This window comes from Lysinibacillus sp. NPDC096212, from assembly GCF_044763105.1.
Lineage (GTDB): Bacteria > Bacillota > Bacilli > Bacillales_A > Planococcaceae > Lysinibacillus.
On sequence record NZ_JBIWFQ010000047.1, the window covers coordinates 1 to 15,458 of the forward strand.

A 15,458-nucleotide genomic window follows, 5' to 3' on the forward strand; every position below is an offset into this window, starting at 1 on the left:
CCTCTCCTTACTTTATTTTTGTGGTTGAAAACATTGTAACCAAGAGGAAAGAAAATGACCCCTTTTCTTTTTACACAATTATACGGACTCAATCGCGATGTTCAACGTTTTACCAGCGATTCTGGCTCTTTTATCAGCGATGTTCAACGTTTTATCAGCGATTCTATTACTTTTAACAAAAACACAGCTGCCCTTTAAAAGAGCAGCTGCGTTATTTGCTATAAATTATAAAATTTTGTCGTATTTCTTGTGATGATGCGCGCCGCTTCCTGTATTGTAAGCCCCTTTATCGAAGCGATAACCTCGATGGAATGATCCATCATCCAAGGTGATGTTCTCTTATTGTCAAACTGACCTTCAAACGGCCATGGCCCATCTGTTTCTACCATTATTAGTTCGATTGGATATTTTTTAATAAGTTGTTGAATTTCTGCCTCATACGTACAATCAGGCGTGACAGAAATGAAATACCCTTTAGAAATCATCCGTTCAATCACTTCCTCATCGCCTTTAAACCAATGAAAATGCGCTTTCGTTACATGATGTTTTTCTAGCAAATCACAAACAATCGCCGCATCCTCATAAACAGCATGTAACACTATCGGTTTATTTAACTCCTTTGCCAATACAATAAACCGTTCTAACAATGCTACATACGGACGAACATCAATCACCTTCTCCTGCCTCAAATAATAAGGCAATCCAACCTCGCCAATTGCTACCATTTCATCAGAGTGTTGGCGTATCCACTCGAATAACGCGTCTTCCTCCTCATCACTAAGTAACGGTTGTTCGGGATGAAACCCAAACGCTGCTTTTACCTTTGCATAGGCTTTCGACAGTTTCAACGTCTTTTCACACGATGGAAGATTCATGCTAACGGCAATGACATGTTCAACTTCCTCTAGTAAAGTTGGTATATCGTTTTCCTTATACTGATCTAAATGAATATGTGCATCAATCAACATTCGCTTCATCCTTTTCTTCTGTTAAATACGTGAATAACTGTTGCTTCAAAGCCGTAAACGAAGCGGAATGACGAATTTCTTCTTGGCGTGGCCTTGCAAAAGGTACGATTATTTCCTTTTTCATTGTCGCTGGTCGTTTCGTGAGTACAATGATACGATCAGCTAAAAACAGAGCTTCCTCGATACTATGTGTAACGAATAATATAGACTTTCGATATTCCTCCCATATCGATAAAAGCCACGCCTGCATTTCAAGCCTTGTAAACTCATCAAGTGCAGAAAACGGCTCATCTAAGCATAAGATGGGCTTATCACTAACAATGGCACGAATAAACGATACACGCTGTTGCATACCCCCTGACAGCTCATTGGGATACGCATTTTCAAACGCTGCAAGCCCAACTTTGTCTAACCATTCCTTGGCCAAGTTCACGTTTGGTTTTCTATGAAGCTCCTCGACCATCGTGACATTTTCTACTATCGTACGCCATGGTAATAAACACGGCTGCTGAGGCATATAGCCAATCGTCCCTCTTTTTTTCTGGATATCTGTATCGTTTAATAAAATAGCACCCTTATCAATAGAAGTAACACCACCAATTAATTGAAAGAGTGTACTTTTTCCACTGCCTGACGGTCCGATAATCGCCACAAATTCCCCGTCCTTGACCTCAAACGATAAATTGCGAATAACCGGAAGAGCATCAAAGGATTTATCAATGTTTTGAATGCTTAGCATGGAGTCCTCTCCCCTTCACAACAAGTTTTTCTAACAATTGTATAGCACTAAATAATAGTAAACTTAAAAATACGATAGCAAAAATAGCTACAAACACGCGATCCGTTCGAAATGAAGATTGTGCTAATGTCATATAAACACCAATCCCCATTTTCGCACCTAACCATTCCGCAATGACAGCTCCCATGACGCTATAGGTTGCCGCAATCTTTACGCCTGAAAAAATCGCTGGATACGCATAAGGCCATTCAAGCTTCCAAAAGGTTTGTGCTTTCGTTGCACCAATCATCCTAAAATAATGCTTCAGCTCAGGCGAAGTTTGACGAAAGCCATCCATTGCCGAAATAACAATAGGGAAAAAGCACACAAGACAAATAATAATGAGCTTTGGCAATAAACCGAAGCCAAACCATATGATTAAGAGTGGTGCTAGAACGAGCACCGGGACATTCTGTGACATAATCAGAATAGGATAAAATAGCTCCCGCACAAACGTAAAACGATGTAATAGCACGGCAACCGTTAGCCCACATACTATCCCGATAGCTAGACCAAGAAGTGCTAATTGAACAGTCGCTAAAGCATGTGGCACAAACGTCTCATACGATTGAAAACCTTCTTTCAAAATGGCACTCGGTGCAGGCAAAAGCCAATGTGGAGTATCAGCAAAGCGGACAATTAGTTCCCATATGAATAAGAGGAAGGCGATAAAAATTATCGTCCTTCCTTGTTTGAAAGCTTGCCTCATCACTGGTATTTCTCCGTCAATGTACCCATTGTAATACCAGATGGCTGATATAAAATTTTCACTTGCGTGATGACATTGATCGCGCCCAGCTCAATCATCTTGTCATTCATTTTTTCAATGATTTGTAATAAAACCGGTAGCTCACCTTCCATTGTCGTTTCTAACGGGTGCACTTCATATTTAACTCCTGAAGCGTCGATAACCGCAATCGCTGCATCGACATATGGGATCACATCCTCATATTTTTCAGTTTTCGGGATAATTTGTACACTTATTAATGAGTTTGCCATATTACTTTGTCTCCTTTTTCGGTAAAAAGTCGTTTGTAAATGCTTGTACTGCGTTAAATTCGCCCTCTAAAACTTTGTTGCTGGCCATCCATTTCGCGTAGTTTTCCCAGACAGCTAGCTTTTGCTCGCCCCATTGTTTAGCGTCGTCTTGATACTTATCTGCTAGCCATTCCTGACTTTTATGCACAAGGTTTTTATCTAAATCAGGTACAGCTTCTAGTAAAATATCAGCTGCCTCATTCGGATGTATTATCGCATATTCATAGCCCTTTGCTGCAGCAGCGACAAATGCTTTGACCGTCTCAGGATCATCCTTAATCATTTTTTCATTTGTAGCGAGTACAGGCGTGTAATAATCTAACTGATCACTATAATCTGTTAAATATAGCATGTTCAGTTTTTCGCCACGTAGTTCTGCTTCGATACCTGTCCATGCATAATAGATCCACGCAAAATCAATATCTTTTTTCATCATTGTGAAGAAATCTATATCGCCTGCATTGACAATATCTAACTTATTAATATCCGCATTTTCTGTTTGCATAAGTGATTGTAGTACAGCCTTTTCAAGTGGTGCACCCCAGCCACCGTATGTTTTACCTTCAAAATCCTTTGGTGACGAAATGCCTTTTGATGCAATGGATGCGAAGCCAGAAGTATTATGCTGAATAATCGCTGCAATCGATACTAAAGGTACATCTTGCACACGGGCCTGTGTAATCCCTTCCTGATAACTTACGCCAAACTGAGCCTTGCCAGACGCCACAAGCTGATCAGCACCTGTTTCGCCAGGTAATAAAATATCGACATCTAAGCCTTGCTCCTTAAAGAAGCCAAGTTTTTTCGCAACATATAAACCTGTATGATTTGTGTTCGGTGTCCAATCGAGAACGACTGATACTTTTGTTAATCCCTTAGTATCCTTTTTATCCTCTTTTTCGCTACAGCCCACTAATGTTAACAGTGTAGCCAACAGGATCAATAACCATTTTTTCATGCTGAATCCTCCAAGTAAAGTAGTGTGAAATTGTTCATAAATGAATGTGTTTACCAGAAGAAAGCGTATTCACGGTCTGTTTACACCCAAACCCAAAGTCTGTGCATGAATAAAAGTCTGAAAACATAAAAAACGCCTAGGATTCCTCCCAGACGTTTTGTAATCAATATCAAAAACTTTTACTTTTTGAATAGATGTTCCCTACGCTGGTACGAGCCAAATCAGGTTCAAAGAGTCAGCGTCTATCGGACACAATCTCAGCTGGCAACACCAGCCCCCCTACATTCTTTCCATATGAACTTTTCGTGATTATTATACCCATATCTATCCGTAAATGACAAGGCTCTGTTTTCTGAAAGCCCCGTAAATATAATTTAAAGCCTCATCTTTCTCTTCAACAATTCCATTTCCTGAGAATATTCACCGTTTTTTTGGTAAAACATTTTTTATTTAAAAGGAATCCCCTCCTGAAATCAAGAAGCGGTATATTGTTCGAAGTTTTAATAGGCACTGTTAAATACTATTGTTGATAATCAAATCAAGAACCTTTTGTGGTTTTTAATTTTTGCTTTTAGTAGTAAGACGTTGAATAAGAATCAGTAATCTTCATAACAACTTACTTGTAAAGCTACACCCGATTCACCAATTTGCCTAAAAACTTTATTGTCACTATACACCTACCCTTTCTTTTGATTAGACTATATAGAAAAAAAGCCCAGCTCTCTAAGGAGCATGGGCTATAAAATCAGTTTTATTTCTCTTCTTTTTTGACCGTAAAGACATGTGAAATAGCACCGTCTGTAGCTATATCCACTTTAAAGGAGCCATTGGAATGGCGATCTGCTCGAGTTAATGCTTGTACATCAAGGATCTCTTGCACGCCTTTTTCCGTTTCGATTGTTAGCCGTTCCTCATCAGTTACCTTGACTACAGCCACGATACGATGTGGGTTCGCTTTTAATTCTGTTAACACTTTTAAGCCACGTTTTGCACGACTCGTCATCTCTACCTCGGCAACATTCATTTTCTTCACCGCACCACGATGTGTCACAATCGCAACATATGCCGTGGCATTTGGCGGTAAAACATTGATGCCGACTAATGCTTCTCCGTCTTTCAGCGTAATCCCTTTGACACCGCCTGTTTTCACACCCGTTACTGGCAATTCCTCCATTGGGAAACGAATAGCATAGGCAGTATCTGTTGTTAACATTAGTTCTACTTCGTCTGTCACGATACCTGCAAAAATCATTTCATCGCCTGACTTAACATTCATCGTTTTGATTGGTTTAGAATAACGTGTAACAGCATAATCTGCTACAGGTGAGCGTTTAATTTGTCCATCTTTCGTAGCCGTTAAAATATACGTATTGGCCTGTTCAAATGTCTCAAAACCATATACAGCAATAATAGATTCATCTTCCCCTGTCGGCACAATACTAGAAATATGCTGACCAAGATCCTTCCAACGAATATCAGGTAGTTCATGGACAGGCTGATAAATATAATTGCCTCGGTTTGTGAATAGTAATAGATGATGCTGCGTATTTAAATTCTCTTCATATAACAAATAATCGGAATCCTTCATCGCAAAATCCTGACCATTCGAAGCTGCATGTGAACGTGTAGATGTACGCTTAATATAGCCATCCTTTGTGACAGTCACTACGACCTCTTCACTTGGGACAAGGACATCTAACGTAATTTTGATTTCTTCAATTTCTTGTTCGATTTTTGAACGACGTGGCTCTGCAAAGCGCTTTTTAATGTCAAGTAGTTCCTGTTTAATAACACGTACAAGCTTTGCTTCACTATTAAGAATACCTTCAAGCTTGGCGATCAGTTTATTTAGTTCATCCTGTTCATGGCGAAGCTCTGTGATATCTGTATTCGTTAATCGGTATAATTGCAAGCTAACGATCGCCTCTGATTGCACTTCTGTAAAGTCAAATTTCACCTGTAAATTCGTTTTCGCATCTCGTTTATCATTAGACGAACGAATCGTTGCAATAACTTCATCTAAAATAGAAAGCGCCTTAATCAAGCCATCAACGATATGCGAACGATCTTTAGCCCTTTGTAAATCATAAACGGAGCGGTTCGTCACAACTTCCTTTTGATGGGCAATATAAGAATCCAGTAACAATGGCAATGTCATCATTGTCGGACGACGATTATGGATAGCAATCATATTAAAATTATAGGCTACTTGTAAATCAGTTGTTTTGAACAAGTATTGTAAAATCCCTTGTCCTGGAACATCTTTTTTCAGTTCAATGACAACACGTAGGCCGGTACGATCCGATTCATCGCGAATTTCTGCAATTCCTTCAAGTCGTTTATCCACTCTTTGTTCATCGATTTTCTTCACAAGATTTGCTTTATTGACATCATACGGTAATTCCGTAATAACGATTTGCTCTTTGCCACCTTTAATTGGCTCCACGACTGCTTGAGCGCGCACGATAATTTTACCGCGACCAGTCTCATACGCCTTTTTAATACCATCGACACCTTGAATGATCCCACCTGTTGGGAAATCAGGCCCTTTAATTACAGTCATTAATTCATCAACAGTAGTGTTCGGCTTATCTAAGCGCATGAGAACACCATCTAGCACCTCATCAAGTGCGTGAGGAGGGATATCTGTCGCATATCCAGCCGAAATACCAGTTGAGCCGTTGACTAGTAAATTCGGGAAACGAGCAGGTAAAACAGTTGGCTCCATATCCTGATCATCAAAGTTCGGTACAAATTCAACAGTTTTCTTGCCAATATCACGGAGCATTTCCGCTGCAATTGCAGAAAGCCTTGCCTCTGTATAACGCATCGCTGCCGGAGGGTCACCATCAACAGAGCCGTTATTCCCATGCATTTCAATAAGCATATGGCGCGCCTTCCAATCCTGACTCATGCGCACCATTGCTTCATATACGGAGCTGTCACCATGTGGGTGATAATTACCGATAACATTACCGACAGTTTTGGCTGATTTACGGAATGGTTTTTCGTTCGTATTGCCCTCTGTAAACATCGCATATAAAATACGTCGTTGCACAGGCTTAAGACCGTCACGTGCATCAGGCAACGCGCGGTCTTGTATAATATATTTACTATAGCGACCAAAGCGGTCACCCATCACTTCTTCTAAGGGTAAATCTTGGAATTTTTCCGTACTACTCATGCTTGGTCCTCCTCTTGTTGGATGAATTCATTTTCTAAAATATTTGAATCATCCTCCATACCGAAGTCTACATTAGCTTCGATCCATTTACGGCGCGGCTCTACCTTATCGCCCATTAATGTTGTCACACGTCTCTCAGCACGTGCACCATCCTCAATCGTTACACGAATTAATGTACGCGTATCAGGGTTCATCGTCGTATCCCACAGCTGGTCAGCATTCATCTCACCAAGACCTTTATAGCGCTGTAATATGTAACCCTTACCAACTTTTTTAATGGCCTTTTGTAAATCATTTTCGGTCCAAGCATATTCAATCACTTCTTTTTTACCAGTGCCTCTTGATACTTTATAAAGTGGTGGTAATGCGATAAATACCTTTCCAGCTTCAATCAATGGTCGCATATAACGATAGAAGAATGTTAGTAGCAGCACTTGAATATGCGCTCCGTCCGTATCAGCATCGGTCATAATAACGACTTTGTCATACGCTGCATCCTCGACAGAAAAATCTGTTCCGACGCCAGCACCAATGGCATGGATAATCGTTGAAATCTCTTCATTTTTCATAATATCCTGAAGCTTTGCTTTTTCTGTATTAATAACTTTACCTCGCAAAGGTAAAATCGCTTGGAACGTACGATCTCGCCCTTGTTTTGCAGAGCCACCTGCAGAGTCACCTTCGACTAAATACAGCTCGTTTTTCGCCGCATTTCGAGATTGTGCAGGTGTTAATTTTCCAGAAAGAATGGTACTTGCTTTTTTGCTCTTCTTGCCGTTTCGTGCATCTTCACGTGCTTTACGAGCCGCTTCACGTACTTGCTGCGCACGAATAGCTTTACGAACAAGTGATGCAGACAATTCAGCGTTTTCCTCAAGCACATATAAAATTTGCTCCGAAACAACACTATCTACTGCCGAGCGTGCCTCACTTGTCCCAAGTTTCCCCTTCGTTTGACCTTCGAATTGCAATAAATGCTCTGGTATACGAACAGAAACAATCGCTGCTAAGCCCTCTCGAATGTCTGTCCCTTCAAGATTTTTATCTTTATCTTTTAACAGGCCAATTTTTCGTGCATATTCATTAAAAACACGTGTTAAAGCCGCCTTGGCACCAGTTTCATGTGTCCCACCATCTCGTGTACGCACATTGTTAACAAATGAAAGGATTGTTTCTGAGTAGCCATCGTTGTATTGAAAGGCGAATTCAACTTCAATTTCGTCTTGAATCCCTTCCACATACTTAACAGGATGAAGTACGTCTTTCTCCTCATTCAAATACGCAACGAAAGCTTCAATGCCGTTCTCATAAAAGAAAACATCACCTTTGCCTTCCTCGCGTTCATCGATTAACTCAATTTTTAAGCCTTTTAATAAAAACGCTGACTCACGTAATCGTTCTGCAAGCGTATCATAATTGTATTTTGTTACAGAGAAAATCGTGTCATCTGGCAGAAAATGAACAAGCGTTCCTGTCTGCTTTGTTTGTCCAATTTCTTCTAATGTCGTCACAGGATGGCCACCGTTTTCAAAACGTTGACGATACTTTTTACCATCGCGGTGAATCGTTACTTCTAAAAAAGTAGATAAGGCATTAACAACAGACGAACCTACGCCATGTAAGCCACCACTTGTTTTATAGCCACCTTGCCCGAATTTACCACCAGCATGTAAGACAGTAAAGATAATTTCGGGAGTGGGTTTCCCCATCTTATGCATACCTGTTGGCATTCCACGGCCGAAGTCTCGAACGCTGATACTTTGATCTTTATGAATATGGACAATGATATGAGAACCAAAGCCAGCCAGTGCTTCATCCACCGCATTATCTACGATTTCATATACTAGGTGATGAAGTCCACGGCCATCTGTAGAACCGATATACATGCCGGGTCGTTTTCGTACCGCTTCTAATCCTTCTAATACTTGAATGGCGTCATCATTATAGACGCTTGGTGACTGTTTATTCGCCAAAAATTTCCCCTCCAAAAAACAAAACGCATGTTCTATTTATGTTCTCTTCCTAATAATAATAGCATTTCCTGTCAATAGCTAGTGACAGACCCAATAAATTTTTAAAATTTCCTCACAGCTTTGTCGTTTTGAGCTTTTTACCGAAAGAAAAAGTTGCAATAGTTGCTTTAATATGTATTACTAACTATCCTATTCCCTTGACGCAGGATCGTAAACATTAGTTGCATAAATGAAACAACATAGGGCTATCTTCTGGTCATTACTCTCATTTCAAAACGATACCAATCGCTATAGGTTTTGGTCTTCCATACAGAAGCATTTGAATATCCCCTGAAAAATATACAATTCAGTACTTAATAGGTTTCTTCTGTCTATTAGAAAATTCATACTAACTTACTCTAGAAATTAAAGATAGACTTCTATTCTACCAAAGGAATGGATGATTGACAAAATTGCCTTTATACCTATATTTTTAGAAAGGGCTTTCATGCAACCAACATGAATCATGTCAAAAAGCCTAACACATATTCAACTACATATAAAAATCCTTGAAAAATAGTTATCTTTTATAATGAATTCAAGATACACGAAGAAATCTCCTTCATGACATTGTAGATTGTAGAGAAAAAGTGTAGAATATTTATTACATATTATTAGTACCAAGTAATAATCTATGGATGAAAGGAGTCCAGCTATGCTAAATGGACTTATTATTTTATGTGCTTATTTAATCGGCTCGATCCCTTCTGGGTTATGGATAGGCAAAGTTTTTTATAAAACTGATATTCGTCAACACGGAAGTGGTAATCTAGGTGCGACAAACACTTTTCGTATTTTAGGAAAAAAAGCAGGAATAGTCGTAACGATTATGGATGTCTTAAAAGGTACAGTAGCCGTATTACTTGTAGCTCTTCCTCTATTCTCTGATGTCTCTATCCACTCGCTAATACTTGGACTAGTATCCGTTATTGGTCATATGTTCCCTATCTTTGCAGGTTTCCGTGGAGGGAAAGCGGTAGCAACATCAGCTGGAGTTCTCTTAGGATATTCATGGCCACTATTTGTCTTACTATTTATTGCTTTTATTGTAACATTAAAAATAACGAAGATTGTAAGTTTAACTTCTATGATTGCCGCTTTAGTAGCACTTATTTATTCAATCGTATATTATTTTGTTACAGGCGATTTTGCGTTAGGTATTTTAGTAGCATGTTTATTTACTTTTATCATGTACCGTCACCGAGCAAATATTGCCCGCATTAAAAATGGTACCGAGCCAAAGGTGAAATGGCTGTAACGAGGAGAGGAACATTCTAATGAATATCGTACTAACAGATGAGGCCCTACAATGGTTCAAACAAGAGATGGAAGTAGAATCCGGAGATACTATTCGTTTTTATGCTAGATATGGTGGTTCCAGTCCTTTTCATGAAGGCTTTTCTCTAGGCATGACACGCGAAGAACCAATCAACATTGGTGTTAAGAAAGTTATTGACGATGTTACCTACTATATAGATGAAAAAGATATATGGTTTTTCAATGATCACAGTTTATATGTAGATGTGGATGTTACAAATGACGAATTAAAATATGAGTATAAAAAATAAAGCAGTGTTCCCTTTCGTATATACGAAAGGAACACTGTTTTTTATTTGAATTCAATTCCAACCTTGGTTTATCTTCTATCAAAGTTGTACATTATATAGTTATGTAAAACTTGAGGAGGAAATGAAAATGTCTATTTCTAAAATTACTGATACCTCCCAAAACAATGACCAACTATATAGTTCTCTTTCTCAAAATTTAAAGTTGATTAAAAACACACTTGGGAATAGTAATGACCTTGTCATACGAGAAATTACCATTGGAAAAGCTGAACAATTTACGTTAGCGATCATCTATGTAGATGGCCTATCCGATAAAATAAGCATTTCTAATGCTGTAATTGATAAACTAATGCTTGATATTGAGGATAATCATGATGCAGAAGTAGAAAAGATTATCCGATATTTAAGAGATTCTTGTTTAACAGTCGGCGATGTTAATGATATTTTTCATTTTTCAGCACTGTACAATTCAATTTTGAATGGTAATACGGTTATTTTATTAGATGAATCTTCTACTGGTATCGTTACAAGTACTCAAGGTGCAAAAGATAGAGCCGTTATGGAGCCATCTACAGAGTCGGTCATTAGAGGTCCAAGGGAATCCTTTACGGAAACATTACGTACGAACACTGCTCTGGTTCGTAGAAAAATAAAAAGTCCAAATCTCTGGATCAAGTCTCGTATTGTCGGTGAAGTAACAAAAACGGATGTTGCTGTTATGTATTTAAATGGCGTTGCCAATGACAAAATAGTAGCTGAGGTTCTTGCCCGTTTAGACCGTATTAATATTGATGGTATTTTAGAAAGTGGCTACATCGAAGATTTTATTCAAGATTCAAAATCCTCGATATTCCCTACAGTTTATAATTCTGAACGACCTGATGTTATAGCTGGCGAAATATTAGACGGAAAAATTGCTATTTTAGTGGACGGTTCACCGTTTGTCCTAATTGTACCTGCCCTTTTTACAGCCTTTTTACAATCTGCTGAAGATTATTATCAGCATTGGATGATTAGTTCTCTTGTACGCCTTTTGAGGTTTTTCGGAATTAGCCTAGCCATGGTGGCACCATCTCTTTACGTAGCTATCACTACCTTCCATCAAGAAATGCTACCAACCCCTATGCTGATAAGTATTGCATCTCAACGAGAAGGAGTCCCCTTCCCCGCCGTTGTAGAGGCACTCATTATGGAGGTTGCATTCGAGGTGTTACGAGAAGCGGGTCTTCGAATGCCTAGAACCATTGGACCAGCCGTATCCATTGTTGGAACATTAGTGATCGGTCAAGCTGCCGTAGAAGCTGGAATTGTATCAGCCGTAATGGTTATTATTGTAGCATTAACAGCCATTTGTAGCTTTTTATTCCCCGCTTATGGCTTATCAAATACCGTTCGTGCTCTTCGTTTTCCATTAATGATTTTAGCAGCAATTGTTGGATTGTTTGGTGTAATGTTAGGCCTTATGATCATCGTCCTACACATGTGCAGCATACGAACTTTTGGTGTTCCATATTTAAGTCCATTCGGCCCATTAATTCTAAAAGATCAAAAAGACGCACTAGTGTTGTTCCCTCGTAGAGCTTTATTGACTCGACCACGCTTAATTAGTCAAAAAAATACTGTCAGGGGTCATAAATATTTCGATACGAAAAAAAGGAATTAAACGAGGAATGAACTATGTCAAAATTTAAAGCACTCTGTTTACTAATGATTGTTACTTTGCTTTTAGGTGGTTGTTGGAGTAAGCGTGAACTCAATGAATTAGCGATTGTCGCAGCATTAGGTATAGATAAAGTAGATAATGAATTTGAAATAACTGTTCAAGTTGTGGATACTGGTGAAATTTCCTCAAAACAGCCTTCTTCAGGACGATCACCTGTTATTACCTATCATTCAACAGGGGCAACGGTCTTTGAGGCCATTAGAAAAATGACAACAGTAACAGCTAGAAAACTTTATTTTGCTCATCTTCAAATAGTTGTGCTCGGTAACGAATTGGCAGAAGAAGGAATTAACGAACCGTTAGATTTGGTTTCAAGAGATCATGAATTCAGAAATGATTTCGATGTCATCGTTGCCCATGACGCGACTGCCGATGAAGTATTAAATGTATTAACACCTATCGAAAAAGTACCAGCAAATAAATTACTAAATTCTCTTAAAACGTCAGAGAAAACTTGGGGTACAACCGAATCCATAAAAATTGATGAATTAATCAATACTTTAAATACTAAAGAAACTAGTGTAGTCATGTCTGCTATTGAAATACAGGGGGATAAAAATATTGGCAAGGAGCAAACGAATGTTAAAAGATCGAAATCTCCTGTGCTATTGAAGTATGCGGGCTTAGCTGTTTTTAAAGAAGGTAAACTCATTGGGCTTTTAACGGAAGATGAGAGTAGAAGCCTAGGTTTTTTAAAGGACAAAATAGACAGTACAATTGAAATTCTTGCTTGCCCTAAGGGTGGTACGTTAGCAACAGAGATTACTCACTCAAAGACGAAAGTAAAAGGTAAATTTGAAAATGGAGCTCCCAAAATCGATGTTGTTATAGATGTTAACCAAAATGTCGGAGAAGTTCTATGTAATATAGACCTTACGAAAGAAAAATCGATTCACTTAATAAATAAAAAAACAGAAGAACTTATTAAAAAACGAATCGAAGAAACAATTCGTTCAGTTCAACAAAATTACCAGGTCGATATTTTTGGTTTTGGTGAAGAACTTCATCGCACAAATCCTAAAGAGTGGAAAAAAATCAAAAAAGACTGGCTAACGATATTTCAAGAGTTACCAGTCAAAGTTAAAGTACATGTCAACACACAAGGATTAGGAACGATGGAAAACTCATTAGTGAATAAGACGAAGGGAGAATAAGCCATGATTATGACGATATTCATACTAATAATTTCTGCTGTTATTGCCTTTGCCTTCATTCCAAAATTAAAAAAAAATAAAGAAACGAAAACGATTGTTATTTTTTCGATTTTTTTATTGATCGGCGCTGCATTAAATATTGGGGTCTCATTAAGAATCAAAATTCCAAGCCCACTTGATTTGATTACCTTTATTTTTTCACCTATTAAAGAGTTAATCGTCTCCCTGATAAAATAAGAGGGAACTTTATGTTAAGAGAAAGGGGTTTCGTTCATATGGAAAAAGAAATAATTAGTTCAAGACAATTTATGATCATTACCCTTCTCTTTTCAATTGGGACAGCCATTTTAATTCTCCCTGCTAGTGTAACAATCGAAGCAAAGCAAGATGCATGGATTGCAGCTATCATTGGTGTCGTTTTAAGTTTACCCTTAATAAAGCTTTTCGTTACTCTAGGAAAACGGACACCTACCCTTACATTTATAGAGGCTAATGAAAAGATACTAGGTCGTTTTTTCGGAAAATTAACTTCGATTGGCTTTATTCTTATAGCCCTTCTTTCTGCAGGTGAATTATTATATTTCATTGGAATTTTCATGAAAACGGAAATCATGCCAGAAACACCTACGATGGCCTTTGCATTTCTGTTCAGTATTATCATTATTTATGCTGCATTTCTCGGAATTGAAGTTTTTGCCCGTTCTGCAGAAATACTATTTCCTGTATTTATTTTAATTTTTATTTTCTTTGTAATTTGTATTTCACCATCCATCAAGATTGAAAATTTACAGCCAATATTGGAAACGCCAAAAAAATCAATATTCTTTAGTATGATTCGATTTATAAGTCTTTTTTCATTCCCACTTGTCATATTATTAATGATTTTCCCTTCTGCAGTTAACGTCCAAAAATCTGCACAAAAAGGCTTTTACATTGGTTCAATTATTGGAGGGATTGTCTTAGTTACTATCATTACACTGTCTATCCTTGTCCTAGGTCCGGCAAATACAGCAGCTAGGACATTTCCAAGCTATTCATTAGCTCAAAGAATTTCAATCGGGAATTTTTTGCAGCGTATTGAAGTTATTATGGCAACCATGTGGATTATTTCAATTTATATTAGAACTTTTATGTACTTTTACGCTGCGGTCGTCGGCATCGCACAAATATGTAAAATTAACAATCATCGACCGCTCATTTTTCCATTCGGAATGATTATCCTTGGACTTTCACAAATTGTTCATCCTAATATCATTCATTCAGATATTTACAATAGAGACACATGGCCTATATTTTCCTTCGTTTTCATGGTTTTTTTACCATTAGTTTTATTAATTGTCGCGAAGATTCGCAAAATTAACGGTAATCAAGGAAATAATACGAAAAGTAATTGTAGTACACAGAATGAAAGTGGTAGTAATAACGGAAATGCTACACAAGGTGCAAGTAGCAATAATAACGATACTTCTTCACAGAGTAATAGTACTAGCAATGGCGGAAATGATACACAAGGTGAAAGTAGTAATAATAACGATACTTCTTCACAGAGTAATAGTACTAGCAATGGCGAAAATGCTACACAAGGTGAAAGTAGTAGTAATAACGATACTTCTTCACAGAATAATAGTACTAGCAATGGCGGAAATGATACACAAGGTGCAGGTAGCAATAATAACGATACTTCTTCACAGAGTAATAGTACTAGCAATGGCGAAAATGCTACACAAGGTGAAAGTAGTAGTAATAACGTTAATTGTACTCAAAATGAAAGTAGCAGTAATAACGTTAATTCTACTCAAAGAGATAGTAGCAGCAATAGTGAAAATCCTTCACCGAGCAAAAGTGATAACGCTTCAAGCAATACTACACAGAATGATAGCGATACCGGGAATACTCCAAACAGTGATAAAAATAAAGATTCTCCAGAAAGTTAACAGCATAGCAAAAAAAGGAATCAAACGAATGATTCCAAAATTTTTAAAAATAAAGAAACAAAAACAATTGTTATTTTTTCGATTTTTTTATTGATCGTCGCTGCATTAAATATTGAGGTCCATTAAGGATCAAAATTCCAA

Annotated in this window: 13 protein-coding genes and 1 riboswitch; of the genes, 6 read left to right on the forward strand and 7 right to left on the reverse strand. The window is 38.0% G+C overall.

All coding sequences use genetic code 11. The annotated features are described in order from the left end of the window. Nucleotides 1-218: 218 nt before the first annotated feature. The 7 genes from ACIQ7T_RS26690 to parE all read right to left on the reverse strand — a co-directional run bounded on the left by ACIQ7T_RS26690 (nucleotide 219) and on the right by parE (nucleotide 8,899). Complete coding sequence (locus ACIQ7T_RS26690; protein WP_402874980.1) at nucleotides 219-968, reverse strand: TatD family hydrolase; 750 nt, start codon at nucleotides 966-968, stop codon at nucleotides 219-221. Further along, nucleotides 958-1,707, reverse strand: a complete 750-nt coding sequence (locus ACIQ7T_RS26695) for an ABC transporter ATP-binding protein (RefSeq protein WP_402874983.1) — start codon at nucleotides 1,705-1,707, stop codon at nucleotides 958-960. Before ACIQ7T_RS26695 ends, ACIQ7T_RS26690 begins: the two co-directional genes overlap by 11 nt. Beyond that, complete coding sequence (locus ACIQ7T_RS26700) at nucleotides 1,685-2,455, reverse strand: ABC transporter permease (RefSeq protein WP_370076676.1); 771 nt, start codon at nucleotides 2,453-2,455, stop codon at nucleotides 1,685-1,687. The genes ACIQ7T_RS26695 and ACIQ7T_RS26700 overlap by 23 nt, the downstream gene beginning before the upstream one ends. After that, entirely contained in the window at nucleotides 2,455-2,745 is a 291-nt protein-coding gene (locus ACIQ7T_RS26705; protein WP_370076519.1) for a thiamine-binding protein, read from the reverse strand. Before ACIQ7T_RS26705 ends, ACIQ7T_RS26700 begins: the two co-directional genes overlap by 1 nt. A gap of 1 nt (nucleotide 2,746) precedes the next feature. Next, entirely contained in the window at nucleotides 2,747-3,742 is a 996-nt protein-coding gene (locus ACIQ7T_RS26710; protein ID WP_402874986.1) for an ABC transporter substrate-binding protein, read from the reverse strand. 181 nt (nucleotides 3,743-3,923) lie between these two features. Then, nucleotides 3,924-4,033: riboswitch (TPP riboswitch) on the reverse strand. Nucleotides 4,034-4,493: 460 nt separating this feature from the next. Continuing rightward, entirely contained in the window at nucleotides 4,494-6,926 is a 2,433-nt protein-coding gene (gene parC / locus ACIQ7T_RS26715) for a DNA topoisomerase IV subunit A (RefSeq protein WP_402874988.1), read from the reverse strand. Further along, entirely contained in the window at nucleotides 6,923-8,899 is a 1,977-nt protein-coding gene (gene parE / locus ACIQ7T_RS26720) for a DNA topoisomerase IV subunit B (RefSeq protein ID WP_370076525.1), read from the reverse strand. The genes parC and parE overlap by 4 nt, the downstream gene beginning before the upstream one ends. Nucleotides 8,900-9,593: 694 nt before the next feature. Here parE and plsY point away from each other — a divergent pair. From plsY to ACIQ7T_RS26750, 6 genes are all read left to right on the forward strand, one after another. Then, the gene (gene plsY, locus ACIQ7T_RS26725) at nucleotides 9,594-10,196 is read left to right on the forward strand and encodes a glycerol-3-phosphate 1-O-acyltransferase PlsY (RefSeq protein WP_402874992.1); all 603 of its coding nucleotides are present in this window, start codon (nucleotides 9,594-9,596) and stop codon (nucleotides 10,194-10,196) included. Nucleotides 10,197-10,215: 19 nt separating this feature from the next. After that, on the forward strand, nucleotides 10,216-10,506 hold the full coding sequence (locus ACIQ7T_RS26730) for a HesB/YadR/YfhF family protein (RefSeq protein ID WP_370076529.1): 291 nt from the start codon (nucleotides 10,216-10,218) through the stop codon (nucleotides 10,504-10,506). Nucleotides 10,507-10,633: 127 nt separating this feature from the next. Further along, nucleotides 10,634-12,169 carry a spore germination protein gene (locus ACIQ7T_RS26735; RefSeq protein ID WP_370076531.1) on the forward strand — a complete coding sequence of 512 codons (1,536 nt, stop codon included), beginning with the start codon at nucleotides 10,634-10,636 and terminating at the stop codon, nucleotides 12,167-12,169. Nucleotides 12,170-12,183: 14 nt separating this feature from the next. Beyond that, nucleotides 12,184-13,383 carry a Ger(x)C family spore germination protein gene (locus tag ACIQ7T_RS26740; RefSeq protein WP_370076533.1) on the forward strand — a complete coding sequence of 400 codons (1,200 nt, stop codon included), beginning with the start codon at nucleotides 12,184-12,186 and terminating at the stop codon, nucleotides 13,381-13,383. 3 nt (nucleotides 13,384-13,386) lie between these two features. Next, nucleotides 13,387-13,620 (forward strand): hypothetical protein, encoded by a 234-nt coding sequence (locus ACIQ7T_RS26745; RefSeq protein WP_402874997.1) that lies wholly within the window; start codon nucleotides 13,387-13,389, stop codon nucleotides 13,618-13,620. A gap of 38 nt (nucleotides 13,621-13,658) precedes the next feature. After that, the gene (locus ACIQ7T_RS26750; RefSeq protein WP_402875000.1) at nucleotides 13,659-15,317 is read left to right on the forward strand and encodes a GerAB/ArcD/ProY family transporter; all 1,659 of its coding nucleotides are present in this window, start codon (nucleotides 13,659-13,661) and stop codon (nucleotides 15,315-15,317) included. Nucleotides 15,318-15,458 lie beyond the last annotated feature (141 nt).